The sequence below is a fragment of the Streptosporangium sp. NPDC005286 genome (assembly GCF_040607515.1).
GTDB lineage: Bacteria > Actinomycetota > Actinomycetes > Streptosporangiales > Streptosporangiaceae > Streptosporangium.
In genome coordinates, this window is record NZ_JBEXGU010000062.1 from 18,980 (window position 1) to 38,408 (window position 19,429).

Sequence of the window (19,429 nt, forward strand, 5' to 3'; positions counted from 1 at the left end):
CCCGGTGGGCGGCCGCGTTTGACGCCGTCGGCCTGTACGGGGAGCAACACCACACCACCCCCTGAGCCCCGCTCCCGCCCGAACAGCCGACCGTTCGGCCGTTCGGGCAGGCGCAGGCGGGTACCGGCCCGGCCCCGTGCCTCCGGCGACGATCGTCGCCGGGCGCGGGGCCGGTGAGAGTGCCGGTCCGGATGGGGACGCCGAACCTCAGATGTGGCCGGCGCCGATCTTCTTCAACCACACGCCACAGTTCTTACAGGCGCCGCGCGCCTGCCATTTCCCGGCCGTGCTGTTCCAGGTCTCGGCGTGGAAGTAGAGGGTTTCCGCCTGGATTTCAGACTTTTTCGTGATTTTCCTGGCGATGAGGAGCTTGTTCATGGCATCGACCTCCGCGCAGGCGTTCACCGGCCAGTCCTCCACCTGGGACACGCCGACCAGCAGTTCCTCCATGACCGAATGCCGCTTGTCCGCGTGGGTGTAGGCGCCACTGGTGCCGGTGTAGGTCTTGCCCGTGGTCGTGTCGGCGAGGCCCGCGATCACCGTGCCGACCGTGGCCCCCTTCCCTCCGGGGTACTTCTTGCGCAGGCTGACGGCCTCCTCCCGGGCACTGGCGATGATCGTCTCATGTCGTATCTTCGCCTGCGCCTCGGCCTCCTGGCGGTCCACCTCGGCCTTCTTGGTCAGGTAGTAGGCCCAGCCGCCCTCGTCCTTCTCCTCCACCCAGTCGATGAACGCCGTCCGCGCGCTCGCCTCGTCCGTGCCGTCGATGATCGCTAACTCCAGGCGTGACAGCCTCTTCATCAGAAGCTCGACGCCGTCCTTCTCGATGTCCAGGATCGTCATCTTCCTGAAGAATCCGTCCAGCAGCGTCCGGGCGCCGAAAGCCCATTTCTTGACGCCTGTGGTGGGAACCTGGTCGCCCACCGTGGGCAGGGCGACGTGCGGCTGATCGGTCATGGCGTGCCTTTCCCTGTGGTTCACACAAGCATCCGCGCGAGCGATGTACGACCGATTACCGAGCGATATATTCCGCCTGCAACCAGTGAAAAGGCATCGCCCAGAAAGGGGCGCCGAATTCCCGGCTTCGGCGGTCGCCGACCGCCGGGGCGGGAGCGCCCGTCGGACGACAGAGGCCGGACACCTGTCCGATTTAAGGTCAAATGCCCGGGTACATCGTTAGTTCTCGGGGGCCGGGTGTGAAGCAACGCTGTGGGCAGGGTTAAGAAAACCGCGATGGACACCCCCGAAGGCGGCCGGGCACAGTGCGTAGGGTTCGGAGTTGAGGGGGGATCCGCGATGAAAGCGCTGGTCAAGGAGAGGGCCGAACCCGGCCTGTGGCTGATCGACGTACCGGAGCCGTCGGTCGGCGCCGGAGAGGTGCTGATCAGGGTTCTGCGAACCGGGATCTGCGGGACGGATCTGCACATCCGGAGCTTCGACGCCTGGGCCCGGCAGACCCTGCGGACGCCGCTCGTCGTCGGGCACGAGTTCTGCGGCGAGGTCGTCGAGGTGGCGCCGGGCGTGGAGGACATCGCCCCCGGTGATCTGGTCAGCGGCGAGGGGCATCTGGTCTGCGGCAAGTGCCGCAACTGCATGGCCGGACGGCGGCACCTGTGCCACAGCACGATCGGGCTGGGGGTCAACCGGAACGGCGCCTTCGCCGAGTACGTGACGCTCCCCGCCTCCAACGTCTGGGTGCACCGGGTCCCGGTGGACCTCGACGTGGCGGCGATCTTCGACCCGTTCGGCAACGCGGTGCACACCGCCCTGACGTTCCCGATGGTCGGCGAGGACGTGCTGATCACCGGGGCCGGGCCGATCGGGCTGATGGCCGCCGCGGTGGCCACCCACGTGGGCGCCCGCAACGTGGTCATCACCGACGTCAGCCACGAACGGCTGGCCATCGCGAACAAGCTGGGCGTCACCCTGGCGCTGAACGTCGCCGAGAAGTCCGTCGCCGACGGCCTGCGTGAACTCGGCATGCGGGAGGGCTTCGACGTGGGTCTTGAGATGTCCGGGAACCCGCAGGCGCTCCGCGACATGATCGCCAACATGTCGCACGGCGGGAAGATCGCCATGCTCGGGCTGCCCGCCGAGGAGTTCGCCGTCGACTTCGCGACCATCGTGACCTCGATGATCACCATCAAGGGCATCTACGGCCGGGAGATGTACGAGACCTGGTACGCCATGTCCGTGCTCCTGGAGAAGGGCCTCGACCTCTCCCCCGTGATCACCGACCGCTTCTCCTACCGCGACTTCGACGCGGCCTTCGACACCGCCGCCGGCGGCAGGACCGGCAAGGTCATCCTGGACTGGACCGCCTGATGTCCGGCTCCCACCGCGACTTCGACACCGCCGACGGCGGCGGAATCGACAAGATCACCTTGGATTGGACCGCCTGATGTTCGACAACGTCCGCGACGACTTCCGTACCACCCTGAACGAGATCGCATCCGCCGGGCTGCTCAAGCCGGAGCGGGTCATCACCACCCCGCAGCGCGCCGACATCGCCGTGGCCGGCGGCGGTGAGGTGCTGAACTTCTGCGCCAACAACTACCTGGGCCTGGCCGACCACCCCGAGGTGATCGCCGCCGCCAAGGAGGCCCTCGACCGCTGGGGCTTCGGGATGGCCTCGGTCCGCTTCATCTGCGGCACCCAGGAGGTGCACAAGGAGCTGGAGGCGCGGCTGTCGGCCTTCCTCGGCCAGGAGGACACCGTTCTCTACAGCTCGTGCTTCGACGCCAACGGCGGCGTCTTCGAGACCCTGCTCGACGACCGGGACGCGGTGATCTCCGACGCGCTCAACCACGCGAGCGTCATCGACGGCATCCGCCTGTCCAAGGCCCGGCGCCTGCGCTACGCCAACCGCGACCTGGCCGAGCTGGAGGCACGGCTCAAGGAGTCCGCCGACGCCCGGCGCAGGCTGATCGTCACCGACGGCGTCTTCTCCATGGACGGCTACGTCGCGCCGCTGAGGGAGATCTGCGACCTGGCGGAACGGTACGGGGCCATGGTGATGGTCGACGACTCGCACGCCGTCGGCTTCGTCGGCGAGCACGGCGGAGGCACCCCCGAGCTGCACGGGGTGCGGGATCGGGTCGATATCCTCACCGGCACGCTCGGCAAGGCGCTCGGCGGGGCCAGCGGCGGCTACGTCGCGGCCCGCAAGGAGATCTGCGAGCTGCTCCGCCAGCGCTCACGCCCCTACCTGTTCTCCAACTCCCTGGCCCCGGTGATCGCCGCCGCGTCGCTGCGCGTCCTCGACCTGATCAGCGGCTCGGACGAGGCCCGCCGGCGGCTGCGCGCCAACACCGAGCGGTTCCGCACTCAGATGACCAAGGCCGGGTTCGACATCCTGCCCGGCGACCACCCCATCGTCCCGGTGATGATCGGCGACGCCGCCGAGGCCGCCGCGATGGCCGAACGCCTGCTGGAGCTGGGCGTCTACGTGATCGGCTTCTCCTACCCCGTCGTCCCGCACGGCCAGGCCCGCATCCGGGTCCAGCTCTCGGCGGCCCACTCCACCGAAGACGTGGACCGAGCCCTGGCGGCGTTCGCCACCGCCCGCGGCTGAGCACTCGTCACGGCCCCCGTCGCCGTGACGAGATCGCCGCGGCGGATCACCGAGACTCGGAGCGGCCCGCGATCCGCGACAGGTGCAGGGCGAAGGGACTCTCGAGCGCCGAGATAGCCGAACGTCTGTACATGTCGGTGGGCGCGGTGAAGGCGCACATCTCCGGCGCGCTGACCAAGCTCGGGCTGAACAACCGGATCCAGCTGGCCGTGCTCGCCCACGACGCGCGAGACCGACCCGCGCGCCGTCCGCCCTCCGGTCAGCTCTCCGCGTTCGGAGCGAACAGATCGACACCGTTGCCGTCCGGGTCGTGGATCACAGCGTACCGCTGCCCCCAGAACGTGTCCCATGGCTCCTTGACCCCTTCGTACCCGAGAAGGACCAGTTGCTCGTACGCCTCGTCCACCTCGGCCGGGGTGTCGAACCGGAACGCCAGCGAGATCCCCTGCCCGTTCCCGGGCCGCCAGTCGGGGTGGAACGAGCGGATCGTCTCGACCGTGTCCCAGGCGAGGCGCAGGCCGCCGGGCAGGACCGCCTCGACGTGCGGCTGCCCGTCGGCCTCCGGCGGCACCTCCAGGCCGAGCAGCCGGTAGAAGGCCAGCGAGCGGCCCATGTCCTCGACGACCATGCCGATGACGTCCAGTTGGGCTTTCATATCGAATTCTCCGATCGCGGGTTCGCGGTGGGATGTTGTGAGGGGTCCTGGATCGTGGGCCGCCCTCAGCTCGGCGAGACACGCGTGACCGGCCTGCACACCGAACCGTGGATCCCCCCTGGTACGGCTCAACCTAGCCCTGCCTCCCCGCCGCGGTCTTGTAGGAAACGGACGCGGTCAGGGGATGGGAGCGCGACCCCAGAGGCACTGCGTACGAACGGCCTCGGCGAGAATATGGAGGTGATAGAGACACGGCGGCTCAGGACCCTGCGGGCGGTGGCCGACCACCGCACGGTCACCGCGGCCGCCGCCGCGCTGCACCTGACCCCCTCGGCGGTCTCCCAGCAGCTCGCCGCCCTGGAACACGAGGTGGGCCACCGGCTGCTCGACCGCGACGGCCGGGGCGTACGGCTGACCGCCGTCGGCCGCATCCTCCTGGGCCACACCAACGAGATCCTCGCCCAGCTTGAGCGGGCCGAGGCCGACATCGCCGCCTACACGACCGGTACGGCGGGTGAGGTGAAGGTGGCCTCGTTCGCCACCGCGATCGGGCTCCTGGTGGCCCCGGCCGTCGGCGTACTCCACGGCAAGGCGCCCGGCATCCGGGTACGGGTCCTGGACGCCGAGGGCGACCAGAGCCTCACCATGGTCCTGGACGGCGCGGTGGACGCGGCCGTGGCCGTGGAGTATCGCGGAGCCCCCGCCGAGGACGACCGGCGCCTGTCGCGCATCCCGCTCTACTCCGAACCGTTCGACGTGGTGCTCCCCCGGGACCACGCCCTCGCGGAGCGCGAGGTGACGGTCGCGGATCTGGCCGGGGAGACCTGGATCGGCCCCTATCCGGGCAACCCCTGCCACGACGTGATCGCACTGGCCTGCGAGCACGCGGGCTTCACCCCCGAGTTCGCCCACTCCTCGGACGACTTCAGCGCGGTGGTCGCGCTGGCCGCCGCCGGGGCCGGGGTGGCGATGGTGCCCCGCCTGGCCCTGCGCGGCACCGACCTGTCCGGCGTCGAGATCCGCCGGGTCGCGGGTCCGGAACGCCGGGTCTTCACCGCCGTACGCCGGGGCGCGGAACGACACCCCCTGCTCATCCCCCTGCTGGACGCCCTCCGGCACACCGCGACGGCCCTGGACCGGACCTCGTCACCCTAGCGGGCTCTTCCCTGCCGGGACCGACGGCGTCGCCGACGATGCCAGTAACGGCCCCCGACCGTCGCCATCAAGGCGACCGTGGCGGCTATCCCTATGATCACCGCATGAAACACAAGATCTATACCTGTCGTCTGCTCGAAAAGTCCCATTTGGCGACTTCTTCGACAACCGGAGGGCCGACAGACGCGTGAGCGGGCGTTTTGCCGAGAAAGCTTTACCCAACCGGGCCCGGCCGCTGGAGCGGGAAGCCCCGACGATCTCCACTCAGGCGAGGTGTCCGTTCAGGGGCGTAGAGCCCCGAGAAGCCCGCACCAGCCGGCCACACCGGATTCCGCCCGAGCCCGTTCCCCACAAGGAGTCCTGCCGACTCATCAGGCAGATCAAATCAGCCCCTGCGATCGACCTGACCGCCGATATCCACACCTGGTCGGAGAAACCCTCCCCATGATCTGGGTGACTTCGCATCTTCACGGCGTAGATCCGCTGGCTAGTATCGCGACGTGACGGATGACGCCCTCCATGACCACGCCATTGACGCCTTCATCGCGGCGACCAATGCCGATGACCCGGCGCGGCGGGCCACGCTGCTGAGCCGTGCCCTTACCGGCGACGTCGTCTTCTGGGGTCCGCTGGGCCGAGGAGTCGGGCGCAAGGCGGTCGAGGACTTCATCACCGAGGTGGTGCAGGGGCACCCGTCGGGCCCCTGCCTGATGGTCCGCACCACCCGGGTGGACGCACCGGGAGAGTGGGCGCGTTTCGGGTGGCGCTACGAGGATTCCTCCGGCCGGAGCCTGCTGACCGGGATGGACGTGGTGCACGTCACCGTCGAGGGCGACATCGACGAAATAGTGATCTTCGCCGACCCTCCGGAGTGAGTTCCGGCTCGCCCGAGTGCTGGACGCGCTCCGGCAGACCGCGTTGCGCCCCGTCTCCGCAAGGTCTTCGGTATGACCGAAGATGCGTTCGGCCTGTACGAAGCGTCGTGGCAGCCATCGTTCCCCTGCGGCGAGGCTCGTGAGCAGGCTCCGGCATTGGGACAAGAGACCCCCGGCGGGGTGCTCCAACGGGGGAGGTGGAGCCGGAACGGCACGCAGGTTCTTTCGTGGGGGACGAATCCGTGTGCCGCCACCCGCCGGGGGTGGTTCGTCGGCTCCCAGCGGGTGCTGGGAGCGGCGCGTCACCCCGGCTGAGCGGAGGCCGGCGCTCCGGGGAGGAGATCATCCGGAGACGGCGGGGCTGATCTCTCGGCGAGACCCTCGTCAGAGCGCGGCGGATTCACGGGAAGCTCACACCAGACGGTCCGGCCGGGTTCGCGGCCATGGGAGCGATAGCCCCAGTTTCCGCCGGAGAGCATGCCGACGATGGCCAGCCCTCGGCCGTTCTCCATCAGGAGGCATGCCGGGTCCGCCCGGAGGCGGGGCTCCTCGGCGCCCAGGCCCGCGTCCACGACCTCGACGCGCAGCAGCCCGCCGTACGCCAGCAGCCGCAGGACCAGCGGATCGCTATTGGCGGCCCTGGCCTGCCCGGTGACCCCATGCCGGGCGTGCTGAACGGCGTTGGTCACCAGCTCGGACACGGCCAGCCGCGCGTTCTCATAGGCCGGATGACTCTCTCCCAGCCATTTACGAACCTCCTCCCGCGCGCTCGATGCGGCCTCGGGACTACTGGTCAGAAATATCTCGCTGAACGTCTCCGGTTCCATGGAATTGCCCCTTCCGACCGAATTAAGCCGACCTGCCGTCACCGGAGCCATTAACTGACATCCCGTGACAGCTATAGCTCGACAGGCACACGGTCCCAAACGCCGAGGCGCAGCGGAAGCCAATCCGCGTTTACCATGGGTTCACAGTTTGCGAAGTAAGTTCACAACACTGTGAACCCACGAAAACTTCGTATCCATTCCCTCGGCAATGAAAATGAAGGAGACTCCCAAAGAGGCAACGAGAGGAGACCGAAATGAGCATCGTCCCGGAGCCGGAGCCAGAGCCAGACTCGGATCTAGAGTTTGATACGCACTCATACGAATCCACGCGCGTTCAATTCGGCAGAGAGCTACGGAAATACCGGATTTTGTCCGGACTTACCCAGAGGCAACTCTGCATCGCGGTCCGCATCGCCATAAGCCATCTGAGCATGTTGGAGAACGGTCACCGGGCTCCCACCAGGAAACTGGCCCACCAACTGGACGAGGCCCTCGACCTGGGCACAACGCTCGTCGACCTACTGGACCGCCTGGACCGCATCGCCACACAGGTCCCCCGCTGGTTCCGCCCCTGGCTGGAATTCGAACGCGAGGCAGAGGCGTTTCATATGTGGGAACTGTCGATGGTCCCCGGACTCATGCAGGTAGAGGGATACGCGCGAGCCCTGATCGGTAACGAACCAGACGTCGCTCCGGAACAGGCGGACAAGCGTGTAGCGGCCCGTCTGGAGCGACAGAAAATCCTCAGAAGGCCCAAGCCTCCCAAGATCTGGGCGGTGCTGGACGAAAGCATCCTGCACAGACCTGTGGGCAGCCCGGCAGTGATGAGGTGCCAGCTTCAGCATCTCCTGGAACTCGGGGAAAGTTCCCACACGTCACTTCATCTGCTTCCTTACACGGCTTACAGCACTGTGGGTCTACTCGGAAGTTTCGTCATCGCGGACATGCCCAAAGGGCAGCCTCCCGTGGCTTACATCGATTCCCAGAGCACGGGAGATCGAGTAACCGAGCGGGCCGAAGAGGTGAAAGAGCTAGCATTCAGGCACAACGAGATCCGAGCTGACGCCCTGTCCCGGCGCGGTTCACTCATCATGATCAAGGAGGCGATCCAGCGATGGACGACCTGACCCAGGAACTCCACCACGCCGACTGGCGCAAATCCACTCTTTCTGGTGGAGATGGAAGCAACTGCGTCGAAATCGCCAACCTCTCCAACAACCACCGAGCCATCCGCGACAGCAAAAACCCCACCGGCCCCGCCCTCATCCTCACCCCCGCCGCATGGGCCACCTTCGCCGACAGCATCAAGAACGGCGACTTCGACTGACCCGACGTTCAGCCGTACGGTCCCCCAATCATGCCCTTCGGCCACCTGGCCGGAGGGCTCGTCAGTCCTCCACCGGGGCTGTGCTGCGGATCAGGACTGGGACGCCGCAGTGAGCCTCGCGACATCGGAGGCGTAGACGGTCGTCCAGTGCGGATGCAGCCGGTAGTAGACCACGTCGTTGTCCCAGTCGAAGGAGTCGTCGCCGTAGAAGTCCTTGAAGTACGCGAGCAGGTCCGGCCAGTCCGCGGCCGACTCGCCGTCCTGGGGGTTGAGGATCTCCACCGTGCCGTGCGTGAACACGCCCAGCTCCTCACCGCGCATGTGCGCGGCGCTGACGGCGGGCCGGGCGGCGAGGTGGCGGGCCTTGGCGGCGTTGCGCGCCGTGCCGAAGTGCCACTTTCCGTGCAGGAAGTGCCCGTCCACACCGCTGATCCGCGGCTCGCCCTTCGCCGTCACGGTGGACAGGGCGAGGGTGCACATGCCGGTGAGGACCTGGGTGAGCTGCTCTGCGGTCAGGGTGCGCTCGCTGTTGATGATCGAGCGGAGGTGCGAGTTGGAGCGGGAGAGGGAGGCGTCGAGGAGGGCCTGGAGCTCTTTGAGCTCTTCTGGCGTTTCGCGCATTGAAGTCCTTATCTATCGGTAGGGCCCGGTCCACGCCCGCCATCGACGCCGACCGATGAAACCATGCTCGACCAAAAACCCGACACCTTGTGTCGTATTTCTTCACCCGTCTTGCGGACCGCGGCGGGCCGCCCAACAGGACGCCACGCCCGGCGACGACGTCTTCGCGTACCCCCTCGCCCGTACCGACTGCCCACCGCGACCCGCTACCCGAGGTGGACGGCGTGGTCCTCGCCACCGATGTCGATCTGATGACCACCTATGTCGGTGGCACCGACGAGTGCGTCGCGACACTGGTCGCCGACGAGGAACTGGAGGCCATGGTGGTCGGCGCCGACCACCGACTCGCCTGGGACGGCGACTCCCTCAACCCGCCTCCTGCCGACCAGAGCCGGTAGGAGGCGCACCACTCCTGTCACACACTCCCAGGGCGACCCATCAGACCTCTGAACTCACCGTGACGGCTCCAACGCTTTCCCCCTGCTCCATCAACCCGACCCGGCTCAGGCGGAACAGCCTCAAATTCATCGTCTGGAGCATAAGCGTGCTTCGCACGATGACTCTGCCTGTCTTTGGCCTACACAGACCTGCGGAATTACCAAAAAAGATCACCGCAGGTAACGATTGGCTGCGGTAATGCCGGACCACCTCGTCCTTAACCAGCCCACGTGCGATTATCGCACCATGAGAGAGGTCGGAGAGTGGGCAGACGTGGGCGATCGCGTCCGCGAATGCCGCGTTGCGGCTGACATGTCCCAGGAGCAGCTCGCATCGGCCATGAACCTGGACCGTACGATGATCGCCAAGATCGAAGCGGGTACTCGCCGGGTGGATGCCCTGGAACTGGCAAGGCTGTCGTCGGTTCTCGGCGTTCCTCTGACGCATTTCCTGCGCCGGCCTCCGGCAGTCGTATCGCGTCGTACCGAGCTCATCGACGACCCGGCAACGGACGCCGCCCGCCAGTCATACCGGCTTGAAGCAGCTCTGGCGACGTGGCTGGACGATGTCCGGCAACTCGTCGAGCTACAAGAGTTCGTTCCTCCTGCGCCCGAGAAATTCCATGGTGCCGTGGAGAACGTCGAGACCGCTCGCCAAGCGGCCAGGTGGGCCAGGCAGAAACTTGGCCTTGGAATTGATCCGATCAGTTCACTGATGAGCGTCTGCGAAGGGCTCGGCCAACTGGTGGCGGTAGTCGACACGCCGGGAGACGGAGCCTCTCTGATCGAGGGCGGAATCGCCGTGGCGGTCGTCAGCAGCCAGGGGGATCCCGGAAGACGTCGAGCGACCGCCGCTCACGAACTGGGTCACATGATCATCGGCGATGAGTACTCGGCGGATCTGGGCGTCAACACCTCTCGCGCCGAAAGAGAACTGGTGATCGACGCTTTCGCCGCGGAACTTCTTCTTCCCCTCGAATCCGTGCTGAACGGCTATTCGGGAAACGAGGGTTCCTTACGAGACCCCCTCGTAGTCCTCGCCGCCAAATACCGAACATCCTGGTCATTGGCCATCCGCCAAGCGGTCGCAGCCGGAGTCCTGGACAAGGACGCCAGGGATCTGCGACGGAAGAATCCAACGCGCGCCGAACTCATGGAGGCCGTGGGCTGGACGCCACAGCCTGATCTCCAAGCGGTGCGCGTGCCGCCGGGGTACGCTCACGCCGTGCTGCAGGCATGGAAGAAGAGCCGGATAACCACATCCCGTGCCGTGGAACTCATGCGTGGCCAGATCGTGGAGTCAGACCTCCCCACCCGCGAGGAACCGGACCTCGAACCTTGATCCCTCCCGAACCGGATCCCGCCCTGGTGTTCGACGCGATGTGCCTCAACCACTTCGCACGCGCCGAACGCCTGGACGTTCTACGTGATCTCCTCATCGGCAGAGATTAATCTTGGTGATCAAAGCAGCACTTTCACGCCTTGACGACCGATGCGGGGGGCGGTGCTTGAGGGCGGCTCTGGCCCCTTCCGGCAGGACAACGGGCTTCCATACCTGCAGGTCCACCCCACTTCCACCGTCGGCGATATTGTTCCTGCCATGATCCAATCAGACGAGGCTGGGCCTTCCCTCGTGACGGCGGACGACCTTGACCTGGCCGTTCAGCTTGCCGTCGGCGTCCTTCGGGAGGCGCCTCCGGCGGCCTGGGAGGGCAAGGCCGGCTCGCTGGAGTGGGACTGCTGGGAGACCGTCGAGCACCTCAGCGACGACCTCTTCTCGTACGCCGCCCAGTTGGGCCCCAGGACACCGCCCCTGGACGGCGTCGTGCCCTTCGCGTGGGAGCGCAGAAGACCCCAAGGCCCGGCGAACGCCATCCACGCGGACCGCGCGGCGGGGCCGGCCGGGCTGTTGCAGGTGCTGGAGGCGAGCGGCGCGCTGCTGGTCGCCATGGTGCGTACGACACCGCCGGAGGTCCGCGCCCACCACGTGCACGGGACGTCGGACCCGGAGGGCTTCGCCGCGATGGGGATCGTGGAGACCCTGGTGCACACCCACGATCTGGCCGAGGGGCTGGGGCTCGCCTGGACCCCGCCCGCCGACCTGTGCTCGCGGGTGCTCGCCCGGCTCTTCCCGGACGCCCCGACGAGCACGGACCCCTGGCCCACCCTGCTGTGGGCCACCGGACGCGCCGAACTCCCCGGGCGCCCGCGTCTGACCACCTGGCGCTGGTACGGGGCACCCCGAGCGTAGATCTCCGAGGGCCCGCCGAGGGTGACGGCTCCCGGCAGGGCCTTCGATTCTGACGGCCGCGGGGCCCGGGGTGTACCGGGTGCGGGTGCACCTGCGCGGGCGCAAGCTCGTCTACCAGGTGCCGGACCCGCCTGACGGCGCCGTGGAGCTTCTGATCATGGTGTTCCCCGGCGAGCAGAAGAAGCCGGTGGTCTACCGATAGAGGGGGGCAGGCCAAGTAAGCCGGAAAGGGCTAACAGGGCTGGTCAAAGGGCCGCAACACCGTTTATTGAGAGAATCCACGGCGTGACCACAGCCTTGATCGCCAGTCGTTACCGGCGCGGTGCTGGTTGACGTCATCGTCCTGCCTGCGCGTCTGTCTGAGGGCAGGGCGGCATCTTCAAGGCAGGACGGTGCCGGATTCGGCGGGGTGATCCGCCGTCCGCGCGGTGGAGGCCGGCACGCGACGAGACCCGACGGTGGCCGGGACGGTCCACACGGCGCGCGAGCCCGGCTCCGCCCGGCCCGAGTGTGGCCGGCCGCGGGGAGCGAGGCCGGAAATGGCGGGGAGGGAAGGTCCGGCCCGTCGCATCGACCGGCCCTCACGCGCGCATGAGGGCCGGTTTCACAACAGCAACAGCAAGATGAGCGATCCGACCCGGCCCTCCGCTCCCGAACGTGACTCCAGCCGCCAGGTAGCCGATCCGTCGGCTTCAGCCTGGGTGCCTGAGGGTGTCGGGATTAGCAGATTTCCCGACATCCCCGCCAAGGGCCCCTCGGCGGCCTGGGAAACCGGACACCGGCGGACAAGCGACGCTCCGGACGGCTGATTTGGAGGCTGAATTGACGACCGTCTCCAACACGAACACGATCAAGCAGAAGCCCCGACCAACCAGCCCCATTCACCCACCCGTAACGATCACGAACCGTAATCGTGATCACTCACCCAGCTGCTTTGGGGCTGGGACAGCTCCGGGAGCGGAGGGCCTTGTCGAAGGCATCACGGTGGTGAAGATGTTCGGGCAGCAAGCGGCGGCTTCCTCCGCGACGGCCGCGTGTTGCTCTGGTGGTCGGCTGGTTCGGAGAGGTGGTGTCAGCGAGTGTCACACCCGCACGAGGGGTTAGCGCGAGCGCTAGCCGAGGCGGAGCAGCAGGTGCGCCTCTACCGGCGGCTCGTCGAGGCCGATCACGACCGCCACTCTCCCGGCCTGGCGAGCGCGTTGGACGCCCATGCCCTTCTCCTCGGCTTGTCGGCTCGTCGGGAGGACGCGGTGCCGGTCGCCCAGGAGGCCGTCGACCTCTACCGTGACCTGACCAGAAGGAAGCCCGGCGAATACGCCTCGGCCTTCGCCTCGTCGCTGATCAACCTCGGCAACCAGTTGGCCGAGCTCGGCCATCACCACCACGCTCTCGTTCCCATGCGAGAAGCCGTCGAGTTGTGTCGCCATCTCACCTCGGCCGGCCCGGAACTGGTCTCGTCACTGGAATTCATCGGCATCAAGCTGGGCGAGATGGGTCGCCATGACGAGGCGCTCGACGCCCTCAACGAGGCAATGGACTTGCGTCGGCCGCTCATCGAAACGGGGAGGACGGAGCACGCCATCGACCACTGGACCGGGCTGGTCGCCCTCATCCACCAGTTGCACGAAATGGGCCGCGATGGCGAGGCGCAGCCGTACCAGCAGATGGCCGCCCGCTACCACCGCCGCATAGCGGCGACGCAGCCGGACTTCATCGCATTCCTCGACGAGCTGCTGAACGAGCACGGCTACTCCGTGACCGCGACCGGCTTCCGCCGCAACCCCGGTCACGGAGCGGCGAGCACGCCGAGCCGGGACTTGCTCGTCCGCCTGCACGAGCAGAACGAGGAGGGCATGCGGCTGATGAGGGCGGGACGCCTCGACGACGCCCTCGTTCTCTTCCAGCAAGTGATCGACGTCCTGAACGGAGAATCGGCCGCCGCCGCGATGGCATATCCGCTGTACAACCTCGCTCTCGTGCTGACGAAGCTCGGCCGATACGGCGAAGCCCTCGGCCCTCTCGACCGTGCCGTGCACATCCACCGCGCCCTGGCGACATCCGATGCCAGGCGCCTGCCGCAGCTCGCCTCGTCCCTGAACAACCTCGGCTGGCTCCTCCTGGCGCTCAGCCGGTTCGAGGATGCCCTGGTCCCCCTGAACGAGGCCGTCGCTCTCTACCGCCGGCACGTCGAATCGCCCGACGGGCACGCACGCAGCCTCTACAACCTCGGCGTCGGGTTGGGGCACCTCCGGCGCCACCGCGAGGCCGTGACCGCGGCCGAGGAAGCCATCAACCTGCTGCGCCCGCTGGCCGCCTCCGACCCCGGCGCTCATCGCGCCAGCCTCGCGGACGCGCTGACCTGGCTCGGCAAGCAGCTCAGGCACCTCGGTCGCGACCGCGAGGCCCGCGCCGCAGAGCGTGAGGCCAGGCGCCTCTAGGGCCTGTACGGACTTCGGACCTTCAGGCGGATTCTTAGTTATGCCGCCAGCTCGACGACGAGTTCTGACCGAAGCCCAGCCAGACGCTCCTGGTCAGCGAAGCCTGCGTCCGCTGCCCGATGGTCAATCCCAAGCCGAGTTCGCCCGCGCCCTCTGCTGCCGACGAATCGACCGGCCGAGTCGGCCAGTCGCTGCTGTCCGTCAACACCCGCCGCTCGTCTCGCCACCACAAGCCGCACGCCGGCGCAGGCTACAAGCTGGTGCGCTGCCGCAGAGTGCCCGTGTACTGCCCGATGTCCAGCCCTTTCCCGGTGGCCCACCCGTCATCGTGACAGGTCGCCAGATGTCGGTCGGCCGCGTCGCCGATCAGCGACACCACCGTGCCGGTCTCGCCCCTGGCCCGCATGCGGTCGACCAGCTCCAGCGCCGCCCACAACGCGGTGCCCGACGAGGCGCCGACCGGCAGCCTCGTGGGTGAGACACAACAGGTGGTAGGCGGTCTGTCTGCGCTGTCAACGGTCGCGGAGGAGGCGGCGCAGGCAGACCGTACGTGCTCAGGCGGCGAGTTCGCTGTGCAACTGGTCGCGGAACTGGCGGACCATGATGCTGTTGCTGTACGGGTCCAAATCGTCGGCGAACTTCTGGAGACGCTCCACCGAGCGAGCAGAGTTCAGTGCCTTCGCCGCCGGGATCGAGGCTCGGGCGCAATCGATGGCCCGCTCCAGCTCACCCATCCCCAGATATGCCCCGGCGGCGCTTACCTGGTTGATCTGGGCGGATCGGGGGAGGCGTCCATTGAAAGCGGTCACTGCTGCCTCCGCACGAACTGCCGCCTTTCCATACTCGCCGAGGGACATCATCGCGCTGATCATGCGTGATCTCGGCTCCGCCACCCTGCAGAAGGTGACCGGCAGCGGGACCTGCTCGCGCGGCGAGGCCCTCGGCCTTCTCGGGCGCCTCCTGCGGTCCTTCCACCAGCTGCCCTACCCGCCTCCCGGCCCCGGCGCGCCACTCGCCGTACTCGACTTCGCCGCACAGGTCACCGCGCTGCGGCAGCACCTTCCCGACGAGCTGCGAACCGCCACGCAGGCGTCACTGGAGCAGGCGATCGACCTATTCCAGACCAGGCCGCCGGTGTGGTGCCACGGCGACCTGCATTCCGACAACGTCCTGCTGTGCGGCCAGGAAGGTGACCGGGTACCGCACCTGATCGACTTCGAGCAGAGCACGATCGCCGCCGCCGAGTACGACCTGGCCCAGACCGTGGTCACCTCCGACGCCTTCGGCCATGACGACCAGGCCCAGCTGCTTGCCGCCTACGGGACCGGCCTGTCGGAAGACCTGCTGGCCAGCCTGATCACCTTCCACACGCTGCGCGGCTGGCGATGGGCCGCCCTCCACGAGAACCGGGACATCGCCCTGTGGCAGGCCCGCTTGAGGCTCGTCCTCGACCAGTACGCCGGGGCGACGCAACCTCGGCCTGATACGAAAGGACACTCCTGATGGATGATCCGGTCCTGTCGGTGGTGATTCCCGCGTTCAACGAGGAGAACTACCTGCCCAGATACCTGCCCACCGTACTGGCCTCGGTGCGCAGCTGGGAGCAGGCCAGCGGGCAGCGCGGCGAAGTTCTCGTAGTCGACAACGCCAGCACCGACACCACCGCACAAGTCGCGGCTGGCCTTGGAGCCCGTGTCGTCTCCGAACCGATCCGCGGCATCGGCCAAGCCCGCAACGCCGGAGCCGCCGCAGCTGTCGGACAATATCTGGTGTTCATCGACGCCGACGTCGACTTTCCCATCGAGGGGATCAACGAAGCCGCCCGATACCTGGCCTCGGGCACCTGCGTGGGTGGCGCCATCCCGCCCCTGTACGAGCCAACGAAGACCGGCACCCGGCTACTGGTCGCGGCGTGGGCGCTGTATCGCCGGTACGGCTGCGGCGCCCAGGGCGTCACCCAGTTCTGCACCCGAGCGGCGTTCTTCGCGCTGGCCGGCTATCGGGCCGAGCTGTTCATGAGCGAAGACGTGGACTTCTTCGCCCGCCTCACCCGACTCGGCAACCAGTGCAACAAGCCGGTCATCCACCTGACCGGCCTGCGAGTACGCCCCTCGAACCGCCGTTTCGAGCAGTGGCCGAGCTGGCGGATGATCTGGTGGGGCAACCCGATCACCGCGCGCCTGTTCCTGACCTCCCGCCGTTTCTGGCGCAACTGGTACGACACCACCGTCCGATGAAGGCAGGCGTGCACATGCGGCAACGACCGCTTCCCACCCCGGATGCCATCGGCGTCTACACCTTCCCCGATGACCTGGCCAACGCGCACCGCGCCCACCAGGACCGGCTCACCGCGCGCCGCCGCGCAGGCGACGCCACCGTGATGGAGGTCACCGCCCCGTACGGCGGACACCCCTATCTGATCGAGCAGCGGCATCCGGTCGGCCAGCCCGTCGTGGTGATCGAACCCCACCACGACGATCTGGTGTTGTCGGCCAGCGGTCTGTTTCTCACTCGGCCACGCCCGCTCACCGTGGTCACCGTGTTCACTCGGTCGACCAGCGCGCACCGGTCCGCCCTGGCCGAACACCCCGGTGAGGAGGCCGTGTCGACGCTGCGCGCGGGTGAATCCCGTCAGGCGTTGCTACCTGTGGGCGCTGATCAGCGGCTGCTCGGCTACCGCGACGCCACACCACCGTACCGGCCCTACGATCCAGCGGTCTTGAAGCTCGTCACCGCCGACCTGGAGCGGGTGCTGGCCGAGGTGGGCGCCGCCGAGTTGCTCGCTCCGGTCGGGGTCACCCGCCACCCCGACCACCTGCTCGTCCACGAAGCGGCCCGCCGGGTGGGCTGCCGCTGGTTTTGGGAGGACGTGGCGTTCTGGCAGACCTACGGCCTGTCGACAGATGACCGGCAACTGTTCCAGGAGCGCGTCGGCGACAGTCTCGTCCCCGAACTGGTCGACATCACCAGTGTGCTGCTCGACAAGCTCACCCTGCTGTACCTGCACGCCTCCCAGCTGCAGCCGCTACACGCCATGTACCGGCCCTTGCGTCACGCGTGGACCACCGCCGCCGCCCTGCGGCCCGCCGACCCGGTCTGTTTCGCCGAACGCTTCTACCGGAGAGAGACACAATGACCATCCCAGCCGGCACGGTCGTTTTCGCCTGGCGGCGGATCCCGCCCCCGTTCCTGATCGGCGGTGCCGAGGTCTCCCAGCAGCTCCTCGCCGAGGAGTTCGCCGCCGCCGGATGGCGCACCCTCTACCTGGCCTCCCACGAACCCCCGTGGAGCACGACGTCGCAACTGCCGTCGATGCTGCGTCACCTGACCTGCACGGGAACTCCGGTCGAGCATCAGGAGAGCACGGCCGAACTGCGCTACAGGTGGAACGGCGTCGACGTCCGGGTAGTGCCGCAGGCCCGGCTCGCCACCGCGCTGCAGACGGCCCTCGACAAGTTCACACCCGACCTGGTGATCACCTCCCAGGAAGGGTCAGCGGATCTGGCCGCCGCCGCCCGCTCGCGGACGACCGTCGCCGGGTGGCTGCACTCGGTCTCCAAGACCGGGCTGCACGTCCTGAACGGCAAGCCACACTACGCGCTGGCCACTTCTCAGTTCGTGCTCTCACACACCCCGCCGTCCCAGGCCGCGGTGCTGTTCTACCCGCCGTTCCGCCGCTTCGTCGGCCCCGCCGTCAGCCGTGACGGGGACCTGCTCATGGTCAACCCGGTACCCGCCAAGGGCGCCGAGCTGATGCACCGGATCGCTGAGCTACTGCCTGACCGGCGCTTCACACTGGTGATGGGCTGGTGGGACACCGCCGACGAATTCGCTCGCCACCCCAACCTCACCTACCTGCCCCGCACCTACGACATGGACGACCTGTACAGCCGGCACCAGTTGCTGCTCGTCCCGAGTGTCGTCGAGGACGCCTTCCCCCGGGTCATCGTCGAAGCCGCTTTGGCCGGGCTGCCCGCTCTGGGCTCCTCCCGAGGTGGCGTCCCCGAAGCGATCGGCGATCAGACCCGGCTCGCCCCGCCCGACGACCACAGCGCCTGGACGTCCCTCATCCGCCTGCTCACCCCGGCCCGTTTGGGCGTCATAGCCGGCCAGGCACGGCTTAAGGCCGCGCCGATGACCCGCTACTGCCTGCCCGAACTCGCCGCAGCCGGGATCATCCGCCCGTAGCCGGTGCCGTGCCTACGGGTGCGTGGTGAACGCGGCCCGCACCTGGTCGCGGTGAGCGCTCCACCAGTGCAGCAGTCGCTCGCCCGACACCCACAGCCGATCAGGCCCGTGATCATTCTTGTCGTAGTGCCACTGCAACTGCCAGAAGTCGGTCATGCGCTTCCACCACAGCCGCTCGACGCCATCCGCCAGATCCTCATCGGCGATGGACACCACACTCCGGTACCCGGCGGTGAACGCTGCCACCCGCTCCAGGTCCAGTCGGCCGTCGTCGACGGTGAACTGCACCTGGGCGGTACGGGCGATCTCCTCGGCGTAGGGGCGAACGGCAAGCCGATCCCAGTCGAGCACCGCCGTGACCTTCCCGGCTTTCCACAGCACGTTGAGCGGCTGGAAGTCGCCGTGGGTCCAGCCCAACGGCCCCCGTGGTACCTCGTCCGCGGGCCGTTGCGCGGCATGAGCGGCGATCAGCGCCTTGCGTTGCTCCAGCGCCTCAGCTGCGGCGATATCGAACGGCTCCGGCGCCTCCAGCCCGGTGATCACATGCAGGAACCGGTCGGCTTCGGCTACCGCACTCTCCGGCAGGGTCACCTTCGCGCGGGGTCGCTCGACCGCCGGTTTCAGGCCCGTGCCGGGCTTGGCCAGCTCGTGGTGGATCCGCCCGAGGAGCGCCCCGAGCTCGGCTGCTTCTCCCACGTCCAGATCGGTGCCGGCGTGGTGACTTCCCAAGGCCCAAGGCAGCAGACAATAGCTGTGGCCGTCGATCTCGGCCACGGTGTCCGCGGACGCAGTGAGGTGGGGGGCACAGACCGGTAAGCCGCTGACCGCGAGCGCCTGGAGGACGCCGAGGCTCCGGCGGGCCTTCGACACCGGCACATCGGCGATCTCTTTGAGGGCGAACACACCCTCCGAGGTCTCCAAGCGCCAGTTGCGGTTCATCATCCCCGAGGGCAGAAACACCACCCGGTGGGCTTGCCCCAGGCCGAATGCCTTCACGACCTGTTCGAGCTCGCTGCCGGTGATCCTTCCCCGTACGAGCACCTGCCCCTGCGCGGCCTCATCAGTCACGCCCAGGAGGCTA

22 protein-coding genes and 1 pseudogene are annotated in these 19,429 nt (G+C 67.8%); 16 read left to right on the top strand and 7 right to left on the bottom strand.

Features of this window, described 5'->3' with window-relative positions:
- Positions 1-207: 207 nt before the first annotated feature.
- A complete protein-coding gene (locus ABZU75_RS22690) occupies positions 208-957 on the bottom strand; it encodes a hypothetical protein (protein ID WP_355557463.1) in 750 nt (249 codons plus the stop codon).
- A 339-nt stretch (positions 958-1,296) separates the two neighbouring features.
- Between ABZU75_RS22690 and tdh the strand changes: the two genes are divergently transcribed.
- The 3 genes and pseudogenes from tdh to ABZU75_RS22705 all read left to right on the top strand — a co-directional run.
- Positions 1,297-2,325 carry an L-threonine 3-dehydrogenase gene (gene tdh / locus ABZU75_RS22695; RefSeq protein WP_355557466.1) on the top strand — a complete coding sequence of 343 codons (1,029 nt, stop codon included), beginning with the start codon at positions 1,297-1,299 and terminating at the stop codon, positions 2,323-2,325.
- Between the two features lie 76 nt (positions 2,326-2,401).
- Complete coding sequence (locus ABZU75_RS22700; protein ID WP_355557469.1) at positions 2,402-3,574, top strand: glycine C-acetyltransferase; 1,173 nt, start codon at positions 2,402-2,404, stop codon at positions 3,572-3,574.
- Positions 3,575-3,663: 89 nt separating this feature from the next.
- A pseudogene (locus tag ABZU75_RS22705) lies at positions 3,664-3,807 on the top strand (LuxR C-terminal-related transcriptional regulator); the annotation flags it as partial.
- Between the two features lie 26 nt (positions 3,808-3,833).
- Here the strand turns inward: ABZU75_RS22705 and ABZU75_RS22710 are convergent.
- Positions 3,834-4,229 carry a VOC family protein gene (locus tag ABZU75_RS22710; protein WP_355557472.1) on the bottom strand — a complete coding sequence of 132 codons (396 nt, stop codon included), beginning with the start codon at positions 4,227-4,229 and terminating at the stop codon, positions 3,834-3,836.
- A 240-nt stretch (positions 4,230-4,469) separates the two neighbouring features.
- Between ABZU75_RS22710 and ABZU75_RS22715 the strand changes: the two genes are divergently transcribed.
- Positions 4,470-5,384, top strand: coding sequence for a LysR family transcriptional regulator (locus ABZU75_RS22715; RefSeq protein ID WP_350915746.1), 915 nt, complete (start codon positions 4,470-4,472; stop codon positions 5,382-5,384).
- A 500-nt stretch (positions 5,385-5,884) separates the two neighbouring features.
- Positions 5,885-6,259, top strand: coding sequence for a nuclear transport factor 2 family protein (locus ABZU75_RS22720; protein WP_355557476.1), 375 nt, complete (start codon positions 5,885-5,887; stop codon positions 6,257-6,259).
- Positions 6,260-6,561: 302 nt separating this feature from the next.
- Here the strand turns inward: ABZU75_RS22720 and ABZU75_RS22725 are convergent, their stop codons facing one another.
- The gene (locus ABZU75_RS22725) at positions 6,562-7,086 is read right to left on the bottom strand and encodes an ATP-binding protein (protein WP_355557479.1); all 525 of its coding nucleotides are present in this window, start codon (positions 7,084-7,086) and stop codon (positions 6,562-6,564) included.
- Positions 7,087-7,340: 254 nt separating this feature from the next.
- Here ABZU75_RS22725 and ABZU75_RS22730 point away from each other — a divergent pair, with 254 nt between their 5' ends.
- Both ABZU75_RS22730 and ABZU75_RS22735 read left to right on the top strand, forming a co-directional pair.
- On the top strand, positions 7,341-8,213 hold the full coding sequence (locus tag ABZU75_RS22730; protein ID WP_355557482.1) for a helix-turn-helix transcriptional regulator: 873 nt from the start codon (positions 7,341-7,343) through the stop codon (positions 8,211-8,213).
- Positions 8,201-8,413 carry a DUF397 domain-containing protein gene (locus ABZU75_RS22735; RefSeq protein ID WP_355557484.1) on the top strand — a complete coding sequence of 71 codons (213 nt, stop codon included), beginning with the start codon at positions 8,201-8,203 and terminating at the stop codon, positions 8,411-8,413. The genes ABZU75_RS22730 and ABZU75_RS22735 overlap by 13 nt, the downstream gene beginning before the upstream one ends.
- 90 nt (positions 8,414-8,503) lie before the next feature.
- On the opposite strand, the gene ABZU75_RS22740 is transcribed toward ABZU75_RS22735, so the two are convergent.
- Positions 8,504-9,034, bottom strand: a complete 531-nt coding sequence (locus ABZU75_RS22740; protein WP_355557487.1) for a pyridoxamine 5'-phosphate oxidase family protein — start codon at positions 9,032-9,034, stop codon at positions 8,504-8,506.
- A 215-nt stretch (positions 9,035-9,249) separates the two neighbouring features.
- On the opposite strand from ABZU75_RS22740, the gene ABZU75_RS22745 reads away from it, so the two are divergent.
- The 5 genes from ABZU75_RS22745 (at position 9,250) to ABZU75_RS22765 (ending at position 14,160) form a co-directional block, all read left to right on the top strand.
- On the top strand, positions 9,250-9,432 hold the full coding sequence (locus ABZU75_RS22745) for a hypothetical protein (RefSeq protein WP_355557490.1): 183 nt from the start codon (positions 9,250-9,252) through the stop codon (positions 9,430-9,432).
- A gap of 286 nt (positions 9,433-9,718) precedes the next feature.
- Entirely contained in the window at positions 9,719-10,813 is a 1,095-nt protein-coding gene (locus ABZU75_RS22750; RefSeq protein WP_355557493.1) for an XRE family transcriptional regulator, read from the top strand.
- 258 nt (positions 10,814-11,071) lie between these two features.
- Entirely contained in the window at positions 11,072-11,722 is a 651-nt protein-coding gene (locus tag ABZU75_RS22755) for a maleylpyruvate isomerase N-terminal domain-containing protein (RefSeq protein ID WP_355557496.1), read from the top strand.
- 79 nt (positions 11,723-11,801) lie between these two features.
- A complete protein-coding gene (locus ABZU75_RS22760) occupies positions 11,802-11,924 on the top strand; it encodes a hypothetical protein (protein WP_355557499.1) in 123 nt (40 codons plus the stop codon).
- Between the two features lie 1,024 nt (positions 11,925-12,948).
- Positions 12,949-14,160 carry a tetratricopeptide repeat protein gene (locus tag ABZU75_RS22765; RefSeq protein ID WP_355557502.1) on the top strand — a complete coding sequence of 404 codons (1,212 nt, stop codon included), beginning with the start codon at positions 12,949-12,951 and terminating at the stop codon, positions 14,158-14,160.
- A 250-nt stretch (positions 14,161-14,410) separates the two neighbouring features.
- On the opposite strand, the gene ABZU75_RS22770 is transcribed toward ABZU75_RS22765, so the two are convergent.
- Together ABZU75_RS22770 and ABZU75_RS22775 are read right to left on the bottom strand one after the other, a co-directional pair.
- A complete protein-coding gene (locus ABZU75_RS22770; RefSeq protein WP_355557505.1) occupies positions 14,411-14,596 on the bottom strand; it encodes a hypothetical protein in 186 nt (61 codons plus the stop codon).
- Positions 14,597-14,714: 118 nt separating this feature from the next.
- The gene (locus tag ABZU75_RS22775; protein WP_355557508.1) at positions 14,715-15,032 is read right to left on the bottom strand and encodes a hypothetical protein; all 318 of its coding nucleotides are present in this window, start codon (positions 15,030-15,032) and stop codon (positions 14,715-14,717) included.
- Here ABZU75_RS22775 and ABZU75_RS22780 point away from each other — a divergent pair.
- The 4 genes from ABZU75_RS22780 to ABZU75_RS22795 are packed head-to-tail and all read left to right on the top strand — an operon-like array spanning position 15,031 to position 18,348.
- Positions 15,031-15,663: an aminoglycoside phosphotransferase family protein gene (locus ABZU75_RS22780; RefSeq protein WP_355557511.1), complete on the top strand. Its 633-nt coding sequence runs from the start codon at positions 15,031-15,033 to the stop codon at positions 15,661-15,663. The two genes, ABZU75_RS22775 and ABZU75_RS22780, sit on opposite strands and share 2 nt — an antisense overlap.
- Complete coding sequence (locus ABZU75_RS22785; protein ID WP_355557514.1) at positions 15,663-16,397, top strand: glycosyltransferase; 735 nt, start codon at positions 15,663-15,665, stop codon at positions 16,395-16,397. The genes ABZU75_RS22780 and ABZU75_RS22785 overlap by 1 nt, the downstream gene beginning before the upstream one ends.
- A gap of 14 nt (positions 16,398-16,411) precedes the next feature.
- Positions 16,412-17,296: a PIG-L family deacetylase gene (locus ABZU75_RS22790; RefSeq protein WP_355557517.1), complete on the top strand. Its 885-nt coding sequence runs from the start codon at positions 16,412-16,414 to the stop codon at positions 17,294-17,296.
- Entirely contained in the window at positions 17,293-18,348 is a 1,056-nt protein-coding gene (locus ABZU75_RS22795) for a glycosyltransferase (RefSeq protein WP_355557520.1), read from the top strand. Before ABZU75_RS22790 ends, ABZU75_RS22795 begins: the two co-directional genes overlap by 4 nt.
- Positions 18,349-18,360: 12 nt before the next feature.
- Here the strand turns inward: ABZU75_RS22795 and ABZU75_RS22800 are convergent, their stop codons facing one another.
- Positions 18,361-19,416 carry a phosphotransferase gene (locus ABZU75_RS22800; protein WP_355557523.1) on the bottom strand — a complete coding sequence of 352 codons (1,056 nt, stop codon included), beginning with the start codon at positions 19,414-19,416 and terminating at the stop codon, positions 18,361-18,363.
- Positions 19,417-19,429: the final 13 nt, after the last annotated feature.